The organism is Bradyrhizobium sp. JR4.3 (genome assembly GCF_040547695.1).
Lineage (GTDB): Bacteria > Pseudomonadota > Alphaproteobacteria > Rhizobiales > Xanthobacteraceae > Bradyrhizobium > Bradyrhizobium canariense.
Genome location: NZ_JBEPQF010000004.1, coordinates 344,138 through 359,843, shown reverse-complemented (window position 1 = coordinate 359,843; position 15,706 = coordinate 344,138). Strand labels below are relative to the sequence as shown.

The 15,706-nt window shown below is 63.9% G+C and carries 16 protein-coding genes; 5 read left to right on the top strand and 11 right to left on the bottom strand.

The annotated features are described in order from the left end of the window. Positions 1-53: 53 nt before the first annotated feature. Complete coding sequence (locus ABIB91_RS10305; protein ID WP_354160480.1) at positions 54-863, bottom strand: FadR/GntR family transcriptional regulator; 810 nt, start codon at positions 861-863, stop codon at positions 54-56. Between the two features lie 145 nt (positions 864-1,008). On the opposite strand from ABIB91_RS10305, the gene ABIB91_RS10300 reads away from it, so the two are divergent. Together ABIB91_RS10300 and ABIB91_RS10295 are read left to right on the top strand one after the other, a co-directional pair. After that, on the top strand, positions 1,009-2,493 hold the full coding sequence (locus ABIB91_RS10300; RefSeq protein WP_354160478.1) for a mannitol dehydrogenase family protein: 1,485 nt from the start codon (positions 1,009-1,011) through the stop codon (positions 2,491-2,493). A gap of 99 nt (positions 2,494-2,592) precedes the next feature. Beyond that, positions 2,593-3,000 carry a nuclear transport factor 2 family protein gene (locus tag ABIB91_RS10295; RefSeq protein WP_018453996.1) on the top strand — a complete coding sequence of 136 codons (408 nt, stop codon included), beginning with the start codon at positions 2,593-2,595 and terminating at the stop codon, positions 2,998-3,000. Between the two features lie 66 nt (positions 3,001-3,066). Here ABIB91_RS10295 and ABIB91_RS10290 read toward each other — a convergent pair whose 3' ends face one another. Further along, entirely contained in the window at positions 3,067-3,783 is a 717-nt protein-coding gene (locus tag ABIB91_RS10290) for an HAD family hydrolase (protein WP_219681255.1), read from the bottom strand. 145 nt (positions 3,784-3,928) lie between these two features. Here ABIB91_RS10290 and ABIB91_RS10285 point away from each other — a divergent pair, with 145 nt between their 5' ends. Continuing rightward, positions 3,929-4,816, top strand: a complete 888-nt coding sequence (locus ABIB91_RS10285; RefSeq protein ID WP_354160476.1) for an SDR family oxidoreductase — start codon at positions 3,929-3,931, stop codon at positions 4,814-4,816. Here ABIB91_RS10285 and ABIB91_RS10280 read toward each other — a convergent pair. After that, a complete protein-coding gene (locus ABIB91_RS10280) occupies positions 4,791-5,678 on the bottom strand; it encodes a dienelactone hydrolase family protein (protein WP_354160474.1) in 888 nt (295 codons plus the stop codon). The two genes, ABIB91_RS10285 and ABIB91_RS10280, sit on opposite strands and share 26 nt — an antisense overlap. 113 nt (positions 5,679-5,791) lie before the next feature. Further along, positions 5,792-7,081 (bottom strand): MFS transporter, encoded by a 1,290-nt coding sequence (locus ABIB91_RS10275; protein WP_007595841.1) that lies wholly within the window; start codon positions 7,079-7,081, stop codon positions 5,792-5,794. Positions 7,082-7,507: 426 nt separating this feature from the next. On the opposite strand from ABIB91_RS10275, the gene ABIB91_RS10270 reads away from it, so the two are divergent. Next, entirely contained in the window at positions 7,508-8,086 is a 579-nt protein-coding gene (locus ABIB91_RS10270) for a MarR family winged helix-turn-helix transcriptional regulator (RefSeq protein ID WP_354160472.1), read from the top strand. Between the two features lie 17 nt (positions 8,087-8,103). Here ABIB91_RS10270 and ABIB91_RS10265 read toward each other — a convergent pair whose 3' ends face one another. Continuing rightward, complete coding sequence (locus ABIB91_RS10265; protein WP_354160470.1) at positions 8,104-9,108, bottom strand: hypothetical protein; 1,005 nt, start codon at positions 9,106-9,108, stop codon at positions 8,104-8,106. A gap of 818 nt (positions 9,109-9,926) precedes the next feature. Between ABIB91_RS10265 and ABIB91_RS10260 the strand changes: the two genes are divergently transcribed. Beyond that, positions 9,927-10,697 (top strand): response regulator transcription factor, encoded by a 771-nt coding sequence (locus ABIB91_RS10260; protein WP_007595845.1) that lies wholly within the window; start codon positions 9,927-9,929, stop codon positions 10,695-10,697. A 175-nt stretch (positions 10,698-10,872) separates the two neighbouring features. On the opposite strand, the gene ABIB91_RS10255 is transcribed toward ABIB91_RS10260, so the two are convergent. From ABIB91_RS10255 to flhA, 6 genes are read right to left on the bottom strand one after another with little or no spacing between them, the layout of a single operon-like run. Then, positions 10,873-11,331, bottom strand: a complete 459-nt coding sequence (locus tag ABIB91_RS10255) for a hypothetical protein (RefSeq protein WP_007595846.1) — start codon at positions 11,329-11,331, stop codon at positions 10,873-10,875. Beyond that, a complete protein-coding gene (locus ABIB91_RS10250) occupies positions 11,328-11,840 on the bottom strand; it encodes a flagellar biosynthesis protein FlgN (RefSeq protein WP_088940978.1) in 513 nt (170 codons plus the stop codon). The genes ABIB91_RS10255 and ABIB91_RS10250 overlap by 4 nt, the downstream gene beginning before the upstream one ends. A 42-nt stretch (positions 11,841-11,882) precedes the next feature. Then, the gene (locus ABIB91_RS10245; protein WP_219681263.1) at positions 11,883-12,362 is read right to left on the bottom strand and encodes a rod-binding protein; all 480 of its coding nucleotides are present in this window, start codon (positions 12,360-12,362) and stop codon (positions 11,883-11,885) included. Further along, entirely contained in the window at positions 12,359-12,778 is a 420-nt protein-coding gene (locus ABIB91_RS10240; protein WP_035995241.1) for a hypothetical protein, read from the bottom strand. Before ABIB91_RS10240 ends, ABIB91_RS10245 begins: the two co-directional genes overlap by 4 nt. A gap of 5 nt (positions 12,779-12,783) precedes the next feature. After that, complete coding sequence (gene fliR / locus ABIB91_RS10235) at positions 12,784-13,536, bottom strand: flagellar biosynthesis protein FliR (RefSeq protein WP_219681265.1); 753 nt, start codon at positions 13,534-13,536, stop codon at positions 12,784-12,786. Further along, the gene (gene flhA / locus ABIB91_RS10230; protein WP_007595850.1) at positions 13,533-15,614 is read right to left on the bottom strand and encodes a flagellar biosynthesis protein FlhA; all 2,082 of its coding nucleotides are present in this window, start codon (positions 15,612-15,614) and stop codon (positions 13,533-13,535) included. Before flhA ends, fliR begins: the two co-directional genes overlap by 4 nt. Between the last annotated feature and the right edge of the window lie 92 nt (positions 15,615-15,706).

Below are 15,706 nucleotides of genomic sequence, written 5' to 3'. Positions count from 1 at the left end.
TTAAATCTGCTTCTTGTCCGCCCGCTCCCAACGCGGATGCGAGCCGCACAATCTCATCGCGGTCGCGCGCTGCTGCTCGTGACTCGCTTCTTCTTCGGCGCACGTTCCGGTTTTGACGGCTTTGCCGTCGATCGCCCCGCGCGCCCGGAAGACGGTCCTGCCGCGTTCTCAGCGCCGAAGTTTTGCGCAAAGCGCTCCTGGGATCGCGCGAGATGATCGCGCATGGCATCGCGAGCCGCTTCAGGATGGTGTGCCGCGATCGCGTCGCGCACCGCGCGATGCTCGTCGAGCGCAGTGCGCCACGTGCCCGGGCTTTCGAAATAATGCGCAAGCTGCGCGAAATAAGGGTTGAGGCGCTGGTCGAACAGCTCGCCGACGACGCGCACCAGAACGGCATTGCCGAGGCTTCCGGCGATCGCGACGTGGAAGGCGCGGTCGTGGACCATCGAGGCTTCGCCAGGGTGTTCTACATTCTCCATCGCGACAAGGGACGCATCGATGCGAGCAACGTCGTCCTTCGTCGCCACGCGCGCGGCTTCTTCGGCGATGGCGCTTTCCAGGAACTCGCGGGCGCGCAGCAGCTCAAACGGACCCTCGATGACGGAAGCAGGCGCGGTCGCCGCAACCGCCGCGGGCTCGATCACATAAATGCCGGAACCGACGCGGATGCGGAGGCGGCCTTCGACTTCGAGCGCGATCAGGGCCTCGCGCACCGTCGGCCTGGAAATCTTGAGCTGCTCGGCGAGTTCGCGTTCGGTCGGCAAGCGGCTGCCGACCGCGTACTCGCCGCTGTCGATCAGGCTTCGCAATTGATCGGCGACCTGGCGATAAAGCCGTCTCGCCTCCACAGCTTCCAGCGGCACGCTGGTCCTCCCGAAAGGGTCATGCCGGCAGCTCTCGCTGCCCGCGGCCCGCCAATTTTGGAAAATTGGTCTTACCAATTGACCGCAGCATTGACCGAGGACAGGCGCCATGTCAAGCAGCGGCCAAACAAGGGGAGAGACGACCATGCGCCCTGATCCAACGCGCCTTGGCCGCGCCAATCTCGACCGGCTGCCACAAGGCATCCGCCGCCCGGCCTACGACCGTTCGCGGGTCACGCCCGGCATCGTGCATCTCGGCCTTGGCGCGTTTCATCGCGCCCACCAGGCCGTGGTCATCGACGATTGCCTTGCCGCCGGCGCCACCTCGTGGGGCATCGTCGGCGCCAGCTTGCGCAGCCCTGACACACGCGACGCCCTCGCCCCGCAGGATCATCTCTACACGGTTGCCGTCCGTGCAGCCGAAGCCACCGAACACCGCATCATCGGTGCGCTGCTCGACAGCGTGGTCGCGCGCGAAAGCCCGGCACGATTGGTCGAGCGAATGGCCGATCCCGCCATTCGCATCGTCTCCCTCACCGTCACCGAGAAAGGCTATTGCCACACGCCGCAGACCGGCGATCTCGACGAACGCCATCCTGATGTCGTGCACGACCTCAACAATTTCGACGCGCCGCGCTCGGCTCCCGGCTTCATCGTTGCAGCGCTGGCGCGCCGGCGAGCCCTGGGCGCGCCGCCGTTCACCGTGCTGAGCTGCGACAACCTCGCCGCCAATGGCCACACCGTGCAGCGGATCGTGACGCAATTCGCCGCGCTGCGCTCGAAGGATCTCGGCAAGTGGATCGCGGATACGGCGGCCTTCCCCTCGACTATGGTCGACCGCATCGTGCCGGAGACGACGGATGGTGACCGCGACGTGGTTTCGTCGGCGCTCGGTTTGCGCGACGCATGGCCCGTCATGACCGAGCCGTTCACGCAATGGGTAGTCGAGGATCGCTTTACGGCGGGCCGGCCCGATCTTGCCGCCGCCGGGGTCGAACTGGTGAACGACGTCAAGCCATTCGAGCTGATGAAGCTGCGGCTGCTCAACGCCAGCCATTCGGCGCTGGCCTATCTCGGCTATCTGGCCGGCTACGAGACCATCGCCGACACCATGCAGGATCCGCATTTCGCGCGCCTCGCCGCGCAGGTGATGGAAGAGGCCGCGGTGACGCTGACGATGCCCGCGGGCACCGATCTGGCCGCCTATCGCGCCTCGCTGCTCAAGCGCTTCGCCAATCCGGCACTGCATCACCGCACCTGGCAGATCGCGATGGACGGCTCCCAAAAGCTGCCGCAGCGCCTGCTCGGCGCGATCCAGGATCGTCTCGCCGGCAACCTACCGATCGCGACGCATGCGCTCGCGGTGGCCGGCTGGATGCGCTACGTCACCGGTCTCGACGAGAACGGCCGCACCATCGACGTGCGCGATCCGCTCGCCGCCGAATTCGGTGGCTTGGCGCGCGAGGCAGGTCCCGTTGCCGAACGATTGGCGCCCGCACTGCTCGGCGTCGGAAAAGTGTTCGGGTCGCTGGGCGCGGAGCCGCGCCTGCGCGAGGCCGTGACCGGAGCACTCGGCCGACTCTACCAGGATGGCGCGCGGCGTGCGGTGGAGACTCTGGTCTCGGCGTGACCACAAAACGGGCAGCAATGCTGCATTGCGGTCCAGATCGACGGAAAGTCGACGGAAGTCTTGCTTGATTTTTGTCTGTCATTGCCCCACCCGAGAGGCATGGCAAAGGACAGCAAGGTGATCGCGGCGAACGCAGCGTTCTACGCCGCCTTTTCGACCGGCGATTTCGACGAAATGGAGCGGATGTGGGCGGACGATGACGCCATTTCCTGCATTCATCCCGGCTGGCCGGCCATCATCGGCCGGGCCACGGTGATCGGAAGCTGGCGCGATATCCTGCAGAGCCCGGAACGGCCGCAGATCGTGTGCGCGGAACCGCAGGCCATCGTCGATGGCGACAGCGCGCGCGTGCTCTGCATCGAGATCGTCGACGGCACGGCATTGGCTGCGGCCAACCATTTTCGGCGCGTCGGCGACGACTGGCGCCTGGTGCACCACCAGTCCAGCCCGATCGCGCAGATTGTCGAGCAAGCTGAGGACGATAGAGCGAGCCACCGCGTCCATTGAGGGCGGCCGGCCCGCAGGCACATTCTACTGTGCATGGGGTTGTTTTTCGGTTTTTTTGTTTTGGCCTCACCCGAGCCCGGACAGATCATCCAGCACGACCCGCGCCTGGCTAAAATCGTCGTCCCGGAAGAACATGCTTCTGGTGATGAGCACGGGAATGTTCGCTCGTGAGGCCGCGATCAGGCCGTTGGCGGAATCCTCGATCGCGATGCAGTCGGACGCGTTGAGCTTCAGCCGCGCCAGGATCTCGAAATAGACATCCGGCGCAGGCTTTTTATGCCGCACGTCATCCCCGGCCACGATCGCATCAAAATCCGCGGCCCAGCTTTTTCCCAAGGCCCGCGACAGCAGCGCATCGATATTGCCGTGTGACGTGGTCGTCGCGATCGCGAGCCGCTGGCCGCGCGCCTTGGCAGCAGCGAACAGATCCGTCACCCCGGGCCGTAAGGGGCAGCAGCCGGTCTCGACCAGTTCGGCAAAATGCGCAGTCTTGATGCGGTGGAGTTCCGCGATGTCCACATCCGATAATGGCGCGGCGATCCTCAGCCTTTCATGATGGGCGCGGATCCGTTCCTTGCCGCCGGTGACCCGCAGCAGGTCCTTGTAGACGGCCCGGTCCCACTGCCAGTCGAGACCGTGGCGGGCGAAGGCATGGTTGAAGGCCTGCCGATGCAGCTCTTCGGTCTCGGCCAACGTGCCGTCGACATCGAAGATCAGCGCGGCGGCGCGGCGGACCAGCTCAGCCGCGTCAGATACCATTATGGCGGGCGCTTCTGCCTGCATGTTCGATGCGTCCCTCCGACGAGCGACCATCGCCCGCACAGGCGGGCGGGACAAATCGCAATATCTTTTGCCGGACCCAAAAATCTCTTATGAGCGGAGGGCGCGCTGCGGCGCGAACGGGAACTCCGACCTGCAAGGAAGACGTATGCGGCTCTTTATCCTGGGTCTCGGCTACAGTGCCCGGCACTTCGTCCGCCTGTTCGGTGGCGGCTTCTCGCATATCGCCGGCACGGTGCGCGATCCCGCGCAGCGGGGCGACCTCGCCGGCATCGAGGTACACGCCTTCTCCGGGAGCAGTCCGGCACGCGAGACGGTCGAACGTATGAGAGACGCCCACGTCCTTCTCATATCGATCCCACCTGGCAGCGCCGGCGATCCTGCCATCGCGACCTTCTCGGACGTCCTGGCGGCGGACCGCCACCGCAGGATCATCTATCTCTCCACGATCGGCGTGTATGGTGATCACGCCGGCGGATGGGTCGACGAGAGCACGCCGCCGCAGGCCGGCCTCGACCGCACGCGCATGCGGGTCGCGGCGGAACAGGCATGGACCGACACGACCGGTGGCGACGCCGCGATCCTGCGGCTTGCGGGTATCTATGGCCCCGGCCGTAACGCACTGGTGACGCTGCGCGCTGGAACGGCCCGGCGCATCATCAAGCCGGGACAGGTGTTCAACCGCATCCACGTCGACGACATCGCAAGCGCGATCATGGCCGCGATTCATCACCCGAGCGGCGGCATCTGGAACGTCTGTGACGACGAGCCGGCGCCGCCGCAGGACGTGATCGCTTACGCGGCGAAGCTGATGAACGTTGCACCGCCGCCGGAAGAGCCGTTCGAGACCGCCGAGATGTCGGCGATGGCCCGCAGCTTCTATGCCAGCAGCGCCCGCGTCTCCAACGCGAAAATGAAGCGCGAGCTCGGCGTCACGCTTGCTTATCCGACCTACCGTCACGCCCTAGAGACGTTGTGGCAAGCGGGGGAACGAGGATCATGCTTCGACCTCAGCTCAACACGCCATACTTCTTGAACCAGGCCTGGGCCTGCTTCCAGGCATCTTCGGCGGCGTCCTTGCGGTAGCTGCCGCGGTAGTCGGCATGGAAGCCGTGCGGCGCTTCCGGATAGATCTTGAACTCGGCCGTCTTCTTGTTCTGCTCCAAGGCTGTCTTGAGCTGCTCGACCTGGGCGACGGGAATGCCGGTATCGGCGCCGCCATAGAGGCCGAGCACCGGTGCCTTCATCTCGGGTGCGAGCTGCATCGGGCTCTTCGGCCACAGCGGATTGGCTGGATCGACGGGCGGACCGTAGAAGGCGACGCCGGCCTTGAGCGTGCCGCTGTGGGCGGCATATTCCCACACGGTGCGTCCGCCGCGGCAGAAGCCGATGATGCCGAGCTTACCGGTGTCGCCGCCTTGCGATCCCGCCCACGCCACGGTCGCGTCGAGATCGGACAGCAGCTCGGCGTCCGGCTTGGCATTGACGATCGGCAGCAGGTCCTTGATCTCGGTGACCTTGGTCAAATCGACGCCCTTGCGAAAGTAATAGTCGGGCGCGATCGCGAATGCGCCGAGCTTGGCGAGGCGCCGCGTCACGTCCTTGATGTATTCGTGCAGGCCGAAAATCTCCATCGCCACGATGATCACCGGCGCATTGGTGTTGCCGGCGGGGCGGGCAAAATACGCAGGCATCTGCTCGGAGCCGACCTTGATCTTGGCGTCGCCGGTCTGGAGGCCGCCGGTGTCGGTCGTGATCGCCTCGGCGCGCACGGGCCCGGCTGCAAGCGTGTAGCCGGCGGCGACGGCCGCAGTCGCGCTCATGAACCCGCGGCGCGAGACAGGGGCGACCTTGGTCAGCCCGACGACGTCGGATGTCATGGTGGTCTCGATACTCATCGGTTCGTCCTTCCTGATGCGTGCCCCTGATCCTTCAGGCGACGCATTCGCCAATAATTGCCAGCGAAACGCAAATCACCAGCCTGCGAGCGCGCCGCTTTCAGGCCTTGTTTTCAGGTCTTGTTCTGACGCTGTTTCACTGGCGCAGTCTCGGGCATGAGGCTCATCGCGACTAGTCCGACGATCGCCGCAAGCAGCAGGTACCAGGCCGGCGCCAGCGGATTGCCGGTGACGTGGAGGAGCCAGGTGACCACGAGCTGCGCCGTACCGCCGAAGCTGGCGATCGCGACCGCATAGACGGTCGCGAACACACCGCCGCGGATGCTCTGGGGCAGCGCCTCGGTGAAGGTCGCGTAGAACGCAGTGAACGGCAGCGAGCCGATGACGGACAGGACACCGAAACCAACCAGGAGCGACAACGCGCCGGGGGCATGGACGATCCACAGGAAGGTCGGGTAGGTCAGCAGCAGCGTTGCGAGCTGCGGCCAGATCATCACCGGCTTGCGACCGAGACGATCTGCCAGCCAGCCCCCGACCAGCGCACCGACAAACTGGATGCCATTGCTGACCAGCGACACGGCGAAAGCCAGTGTCGACGACACATGCAGCGTGTTCTGCGCATAGGTCGTCATATATTGGGTGACGTAGGTCGAGATCGTGCCGCTTGCCAGGATCATCAGTGCAAGTCCGATGACGCCAAGGTGCCGTCTCGCCTGCGAAAGATGACTGGTGTGCTCGACGGTGCGGGCACCGGCTTCGGCCTGCGGGATCGTCTCGGGCAGCGTCCGGCGCATCCAGAACCCGAACGGCAGGCACACCGCTCCGATCAGAAACGCCACCCGCCAGCCATAGGCGTCGAGCATCTCTGGCGCCATCGTCCTGCTCAGGATGACGCCGACGAGTGCGCCCGCGGTCGCGGCGATCTCCTGGCTCGCCGGCTGCCAAGCCACCACCAGCGCGCGATGCTGGGGCGGGGCGATCTCGATCAGATAGGCGGTGGTCGGTCCAACCTCCCCGCCCAAAGCAAAGCCTTGCGCCATACGCGCCGCGATCACGATGACGGGCGCTGCAAGGCCGATCGATTGATAGGACGGCGTGAGCGCGATGGTCAGGATCGATAGCCCCATCAGCGCGAAGCTCAGCAGCATGGCAGGCCGCCGGCCGATCCGGTCGGAATAGATCCCGAGCACGATTCCGCCGATCGGCCGCGTCACGAAGCCGGCGCCGAAGGTCGCCAGCGACAGCATCAGGCTGCCGTACTCGCTTCCCGTCGGGAAGAAGGTATGGCCGATCTGGATGGCGAAGAAGCTGTAGGTGATGAAGTCGTAGAATTCGAGCATGTTGCCGACGGTGGCGGCCAATGCTGCGCGCTTGACGCTGAACGGCTTCACTTGCTCGATCACGGACGACACTCTGGCATTCCCGGGCTCGATCCTATTTCGATTTAACCGCCTGGCCGCATTGCAACGCAACATTCATTAACCGAAAACGGTGGTTCCCCCGTCCCCTTTTCCGCTGCCCCAGTTGCGGCCGCCCCGTCCGCTCGCGCAATTCGAGGCCCATCGCGCAACAAATGGGCTTTGCGGTAGTCGCAACGACACATCGTGCCGCACGCACATCCCGCGCTAGCGGAATTTGCACGCAAAGCCGCGGTCATTTGACTGAAATTTTCAGAAGAGTTGAGCCGGGCGATTTACTCGAACTTTCTTCGTGACACTCTAGTTCCACGGTCGGAAGGTTCCGCATCCCTCGGGATCTTCATTATCAGCCGCCCGGATTGCGCTACCAAAAGCTCAATTGAATCAAGATTTATCCGACCTGGAATTGAAATGAACTTGGCTCGCGAATCGATCGAACTGCTGGAACAGGTCGCCCGTATCCTGTGGTTCGAAGGCGCCAAGCACGGCTTGCGCGACCGCGAGTGGATGGCGCTGCGTTTCCTTTCCCGCGCCAACCGGTTTTCCCGGACGCCGTCGGCGCTCGCGAGTTACGTCGGCACCACGCGCGGCACCGCCTCGTTCATCATTGGCGAGCTGGAGCGGCTCGGCTATCTCGAGCGAAAGCGCTCGGCCCAGGACAAGCGGTCAGTGATGCTGAGCGTGACACAACAGGGCAAGAAGTTCCTGGTGCGCGACCCCGTCAACGTCCTCGTCGAGTCCATCGCCGTGCTCGAGGACGAGGCGAAAGTCAGCTTCCGCGACGCGCTCCGCCACGTGCTGGATCAGTCGGACGCAGCCGAACAGCGGCACCATACCGACGTCTGCAAGCGATGCATCTTCCTCCGCGAAGATCGCAGCACCACGGACAGCAGGACGACCGCCGAGTTCAGCTGCCGCCTGTTTCGCGCGCCGATCGCGGAGGCTGAGGTCGATCTGCTATGCACCAGTTTCGAGCATCACCGTAAATAGAAGGCGGCGGCCCTTGATCAGGGCGTTGCCTTGCGTGACGAATAGATGACGCCCCCGCTGGACTCGACCACCAGACGTCCGTTCTCGTTTTTGATCTCCTCGATGCGGCCAAGGCCGGGCACCTGCTGCCCCAGCACCGCCTCGACGACGCCGTTCGGGCCTTGCAGGATCGCAATCCCCTCGTAGGCCTGGCGGACCGACCAGCCTTTGACCGTCTTGCGCGGAGCCGAAATGCGCTCGGACGGTGCTACCGATCCCGTGACCTCGGGCGTAGCGGCCGAGGCCATCATCGGCATTGGCTGTGAAGCGACGGGCGCCGGAGCCTGGGCCTGCACCTGGGCAAGCTTGTCGAGCTTCACCGTAGAGGACGAGCTCACCCGTTCGATGCGATCCAGATTCTCGCCAAAACGGCCAAAACGGTCATTGGTCGCCTTGCTCGACTGATCGACCGCGGTGCGCAGGCCGTCGAGATTGTCGGACACGCCCGACACCTGCCTGCGCAGTTGTGCCACCGTCTCGCGCAGATTCCTGATCTCAGTATTGGCCGCGACGTTGTTCTGGGCGGGCTGCATGGCGAAATAGGCGATCACGCCGGTGCAGGCACAGACGACCAGGATCGCAGCGACCGCCAATGTCGCGAGCGGCGCGACCCATGTCGGACGCGGCGGCGGCGGCTTGGCCACGATCACGGCCGGCTTGATCACGATGGGCGTAGGCTTGGGGATTGCCATCTTGTCGAGGCGCGCCTTGGCGCGAATACGCTTCAGACCCTCAAGCGCCTCTTTCGCCAGAGTTTCATCACTCGCTGCTGCCGGCGCAGGCTTGGTGTTCGCAGCAGGCTTGCTAGTCCCAGAAGGATTGGTATTTGCAAAAGGCTTGGTGTTTGCAAAAAGCTTGGTATTTGCAGAAGGCTTGGCCGTCGGCGCCGCATTGTCTTTGGCATCGCGCGTCTCCGCAGCCGGTTTCGCCGCTGCGGAGACATCCGCGGTCGCGTTGGGACGAGCTTGTCCATCGGACAACATGCGAGAATGCTCCGTTCGGTTCGATCTGTCGAACGGTGACGTTATTTGCCGAAGCTTGCCTGAAACGTGCGCATCGAAAACTCTTCATCACGCGCGGTGCGACGTCACATGAGTCAAACGCGTCACGCACGTGGCGAGAGTGCGACTCGAAAGACACACCCTCGCCAAGATTTCGCCAAGCTGGAGTCGCCTCGCCATACATGAGTCGAATTGTCGCATGTGGAAAGACGATGACGGGAGTCAATCCCGGGTTGAAAACTTCTCAATTTGCATGAAGCGCAGCACCGCCCAAAATAGCTGTAATCATACGGGGATGCGGAACTTTAGAACCGCCAAGGTGCAAAACTAGTTCGAATTCCAAATCAACTGATGCGATTGAACATACAAAGAAACAACTCGAAACGAATCAACAGCATCAAGCACGTGTAGCAAACGCTTAGTTGCGCACGCTTGATCGGAAATCGGCAATTGTTACGGTCCTACTCAAGTGATTCTCGCCAGTTAGCGAGGAGATCGACAAAGTACAGTGGCGTTCGGACGCATGAGCAACTTGGCGCAACTGTTCTAGGTCGCTTTCTCAATCCGCTCCGCGAGGTGATCCGCAAGACACCCGCCGAGCCTCACGCAGTAAGCGTTCAGTATCGAGTCGAAGTAGCAGGCCTGCGAGACGCAGGCACTGAATGCGTAGGGCTGCCCGCGAATATCGAAACCATAATAACGGTTCGCGGGAAGGAATATCGTCAAACAGCACAGTTGCCGAGCCGGGCATCACAACAACCAACCGGCCGTAACAAGTGCGAAACAGGGGCGAAAAACTGATGTATATTATCGTTGATGATCGCGAGAGCGTCACGAACAGCTATGTCGGAGGGCTCGTTCGCGAAGGTGTATCGTCGATCGGCTTCTCCTCCGGAGAATTCTGGGACTGGCTGCAATCTGCGAGTGAATCGGATCTGGCCGCGGTGGACGCCTTCCTCCTCGGGGATTGCGACACCCGCGGAAGCCTGCCGCGGGCGATGCGCAAGCGCTCCTCGGCTCCCATCATCGCCATGAGCGGCCAGAAGATGCTCAAGAACACGCTGGAGCTCTTCGAATCGGGCGTCGACGACGTCGTCCACGTGCCGATTCACCTCCGCGAGATCCTCGCCCGAACGGCCGCGATTGCGCGCCGCCGGGTCGGGGAACTGCCGCGGCCCTGCGAGACCAGGATCCAGGTCTTCTTCAACGGACGTGACCCCGAGATCGCTGGCCACGCTCTCACCCTGCCCCGCCGCGAACTGCGCATTCTCGAATATATGGTCAGCAACCACGGCAAGTGGGTCACCAAGACGCAGATCTTCAACGCGGTCTACGGCATCTTCGAAGCGACGTTCGACGAGAGCGTGATCGAGAGCCACGTCAGCAAGCTGCGCAAGAAACTCCGCGACCGCCTCGGCTTCGATGCGATCGTGGCCCGCCGTTACGTCGGGTACCGCCTCGACATCCCGGCCGGCGAAACCATCGACGTGCCGATGCAGGAGCTCGACGAGGTCGGCATCCTGCTGAACAGGGCGCATACCGCCCCAGTGGCGTATCCAGCCGGAAACTGATCGGCAGGGCGCTGCCACGCAACCGATAACGGCCTCTGCGAACCATCTTCGCAGAGGCCGTTATAGTTTCGGCGACGTCAACGGCGAACAGAGCCGCGGCAGTACCGGCGCTGCGGCTCGCGTCTAAGTATAATTCTAGAGGCTCGCTTCCGATTCAATCAGAACCGGTAATGCCCTAGGGCTTCTGCTGGAATTCTTCCTTCGACACGTAATTGAAGTCCTCGACAAGGACGTCCTGGACGACTTCGGCCTGCATTCGCTCGTTGACACGCTGCTTGATGGCCGTCGTGAGGATGGAGAGGTCGTAACGAGCGAGTTTTCTGAAATCGAGGCGGTCGTCGGCATAGATCCTGCGGAAGGCTTCATCGACGACGAACGGCTCGGGCGGCACGTTGAGCTGGTGCATGGTTCGCGCCTCAACGGTGTAGACAAACCGCGCGACGATGTAGCCCTGAACGTTGCCACCCTCGACCATGGGCACGCTCAGCGCCCGCGTCTTCTGGTACTGCAGCCCGTCAAGGTATTCGTCCTTTGCCGGCAGCAGGCTGCCATTTTCCTTCCAATAGGCCACGGCGTAGCTCGTTCCCGCGGTGAGGATGCATACCCAGAGCCCGGCTAGCACGAGTCTGATCATTTTCCGTCCTGTGCTGCGCGACCGGTATAGGTGCCGTCCGACTCGGCGTCCTTGATGGCCTTGACTATGATGGTCGCGACCTCGCGCACCGCATCGTAATGCATTTCGAGGATGGAACGGTTTCGCTCGAGCTTCTCGCGCAGCCGCTGGATCTCCTCAGTGATCTCGACCTCGCCGCCGAGGTGCATTCGTGCCCGCATCAGGCGGACGAATTCCAGCATGCTCCGGCTCTTCCGGGCGCTGAACTCGTCGAAGTCGATTTTCTTGCCCGTCGCGAGCGCTGCCGTCTCCTCTTCGACGATGGCTTCGAGCCGGCGGATCGCGGCTAACAGGCCGCGTACCTCGTCCGATCTCGCCGGGTCCGCACCGTCGTTCGCCACCTCACCACCGACATTCGGCAGCAGGACGGGCAACAGCCCATCGCCCGACACGGCTGCCATCGTCGTCGCCTCGGTGTCCACGGCCGGCTGTTCCATCACCATGGCCGCCGCGCCTTCTTGTGCCTGCATAGGAAAGTCACCCTTCAACTTCTGTCATCCATTCCCGGATCGTCATCCGGCCTTGCCCGTAGCATCCGGCCCCGCCGGATGCGCGGCGGCGAGCTGCTTGGCAATGCCAATGCCCTTGCCCTTTGCCAGCTGAGCACCAAGTTGCTCCGCCAGCATCGACTTCCAGACGCCGCCGGCCGTGCCTTTTCCAAAGACCTCCTCCGACTCCTTCGGCAACATCGTCTCGACGAAGGTCTGGAGGATGAAGGCCTCGAACTTGCGGTACACCTCGCCGGATGCCGGCGCCTTGATCACCTGCACCGGCGCCCCGTTCACCGCACCCGACTGCGGTTCCGAAAGCTTCGTCGCGGATTGATCGGCTGCCGCCGCCTTGGCCTTGCCGACCTCCGCATCCATCGTGGCGGCGAAATCCGTGTCCGATGATTTGAGCGCGTCGAGCTTCGCTGTGGCCGCGCGCTGCGTCACGGGATCGGCGGCGTCGAGGACGTCGAGAACGAGGTCGGGTGTCGCGGTCACGATCATGTCTTGGTCCGATTGGCTGGCCGTGGCGTCCACTCGCGCACGGTGAGGCTTGTTCCCGTCATCTCCTCGAGCGATCGCTTCTCGACGTCGCGAAGCTTGTCCGCGAGCGCCGCCTTCGCGACCTGCTCGAACTGCTTCACACGGCGGCTCTCCGCGCGAACCTGGTCGAGCTGCTGCGAGGCCTGGGCCTGAATCGCGCGCGCGCCGACGCTGGTTCTGGTCAGGCGCCGCGCGATCGATTCGCTCGATGATCCCGCCGGCGGCTTCCCCTCGTTGAGAGTTCCGACCAGCCATTCCTGTTCGTCCTGCAAGCTGCGCTCCTGCTGCCGCAGCTGCGCGAGCTGCCACTCTGACAACCGGAGCTGGAGCTTCACGAGCGAGACCATCCGGCCGAGCTTGTCCGCGCGCGACGTCATGGCGATCACTCCGCCAGCCACGATGAGACGCCGAGCATGAATTGCCTCAGGAGCTCGTCGCTGGTGAGGTAGAGCAGCAGGAAGCCGCCGAACAGCACGAAGGGCACCGAGATGAAATAGACCGGAATCGCCGGCGTCAGCTTGTTGATCAGGCCGACCGCCAGGTTGACGACGACCGAATAGACGATGAAAGGGCTGGCGATCCGCAGCGTCAGCACGAATGCCTCCGATAGCCGGCCGACGAGCTGGTCGAGCGGCATGCTGCCGCCGAGCCGGTCGCCGGGATGCCAGACGTCGTAGGAGTTCATCAGCCCGCGCAGGACCTGCCAGTGCTGGTCGGTCATGAAGAACAGCGTCGTGACCGACGTCATGATCAGCGGCACCAGGGCCGGCGCCGGATCGGTGTCGCCGACCGGCGTCCCCGGGATGTTGCTCAGCCCGATCGCGCTGGCCATCACGGTGGCCATGGTCTGGAGTGCGAGAAAGAACACGCGACCGCCGAGCCCGATGACGGCACCGACCACGAGTTCGGAGCAGATCAGGAGCGCGAGCGTCAGCGGCGCCGCGTTGTCCGTGAGAGGTTTCAGGACGGCGGCCAGGATCGGCGTCAGTGCGAACGTCGTCACCAGCGCAACGAACAAGCGGACCTGGGCCGGAACATTGACGCTGGAATAGCCGGGGACCAGCATCAGGCAGGCACCGATGCGGCAGAACACGATGAACGTCACCAGCACGCTGTCGGTGAGGCCGCTGATCACGATATCGCTCCGAGGGCCCTGATTTCGGTGCTGCGCGCGACTTCGACATGCGACAGGATCGGCAGTGTCGGAAAGACCCGCTCCAGGATCATCCGGACGTAGGGACGCGCTTCCGGGGTCACGGCCAGCACCACGCTGGTGCCGTTCTCGGTAAACTTGCGGATCGCGGCGCTGGCTTCGGTCGCGAACTGCTCGATCAGGCGCGGATCGGCGTCGAATTCGACGACGTCGCCCTTGGCGTCGCGCTTCAAGCTCTGGTGGAACGCGAGATCCCAGCGGTTGCCGAGACGGACGACGTTGAGCACGCCGTTGTCGGAGAGATCGCCGCAAATCTGCTGGGCAAGACGCGTACGCACATGCTCTGCCACCTGCTCGGAGCGCCGCACATGGGGCGCGATCTCGGCGATGGCTTCGAGGATCAGATGCAGGTTGCGGATCGACACGCGCTCGGCCAGCAGGATCTTCAGAATCGCCAGCAGCCCCGAATACGATATCTGCGACGGGCAGAGATCCTCGACCAGGCGCTTGTATTCGGGATCGAGCCGGTCGAGCAGGCCGCGCATGTCCTTGTAGGACAGCAGCTGGGCGAGGTTGGCCCTGATCACTTCGCTCAGATGCGTGAGCAGCACCGACAGATTGTCGACCGGCTTGCAGCCCTGACGCTTGACCTCGTCGGTGAACGCGTCCGTCACCCACAGCGCCTTCATGCCGAAGGCCGGCTCGATCACCTCTTCGCCGGGCACGTCGGGCTTGCCGTCCTTGTCGACCAGCACCAGCACTTCGCCGAGCCGGAGCTCGCCCTGGGCGACACGAGTGTCGTGGATCCGGATCTGGTATCCCTTGGGATCGATCGACAGATTGTCGGTGAGCTTGATCTCGGGAACCACGAAGCCGTACTGCTTGGCGAACTTCTTGCGGATCTTGGCCACGCGGTGCGCCAGTTCGTTGCGCGACCCGAGCAGATGGACCGAGAGGTGCCCGCCGAGCGCCAGCTCGATCTCCGCGGTCTTGAGCGATTCCTTGACGGATTCCTTGGCATCGACCTGGGCACGTTCGTCGGCCTTGCGCGCATCTTCCTTCTGCTTCAGGGCTGCCTGCCGCCTGGGCAACGAGTATCCTACGAAGGCCATGACGCCGCCGAGCAGCAGGAAGGGCGCCGTCGGCAGCCCCGGCATCAAGGCGAGCACGAACATCATCAGCGCGGCGGCCGACACCGCGCGCGGATAGCCGCCGAGCTGCCGCAACACCGCCTGCTCGGCCGAACCCCGGGTGCCGCCCTTCGAGACGAGCAGGCCCGCCGACAGCGACACGATCAGCGCCGGCATCTGCGTTACCAGACCGTCGCCCACGGAGAGCTTGGTGTAGACGTCGGCGGCGCGTGCCAGCGTCAACCCGTGATGCGTCACGCCGATGATGATACCGCCGAAAATGTTGATCGCGGTGATGATCAGGCCGGCGACGGCGTCGCCGCGGACGAATTTCGAGGCACCGTCCATGGCGCCGAAGAACGCGCTCTCCTCTTCCAGCTCGCGGCGCCGGCGCTGGGCTTCCTTGTCGTCGATCAGGCCCGCGGACAGATCCGCGTCGATCGCCATCTGCTTGCCGGGGATGGCATCCAGAGTGAAACGGGCGCCGACTTCGGCGATACGCGTTGCGCCCTTGGTGATCACGACGAAGTTTACCGTGACCAGAATCGCGAAAATGATCAGGCCGATGACGAAGTCACCGCCCATGACGAACTTCGAGAAACCGGCAACGACATGGCCCGCGGCGTTTTCCCCCTCCCCGCCGCGCGACAGGATGAGACGGGTCGTTGCGACGTTGAGCGCAAGCCGCAGGATCGTCGCGATCAGGAGCACGGTCGGGAAGGCCGAGAAATCGAGCGGCCGCTGGATCCACAGCGCGACCATCAGGATCAGTGCCGAGAGCGCGATCGAGAACGCGAGGCCGAGATCGATCAGGATCGGCGGTATGGGCAGGAACAGAATCGTGAGCATGGCCACGATGCCGCCCGCGAAAAAGGCGTCGGCGCCCAATCGTCGCGGGGTCGGCAGGCTAGCGGCTAACGTATCGGACATGGGTCACCGGCAGAGGATCCGGCCCGTAATCTGCCGTGCAAAGCTTACGCGGGGGTGGTGGCAGGGGTGGCAGAGGCGGCCGGGACCGTCCG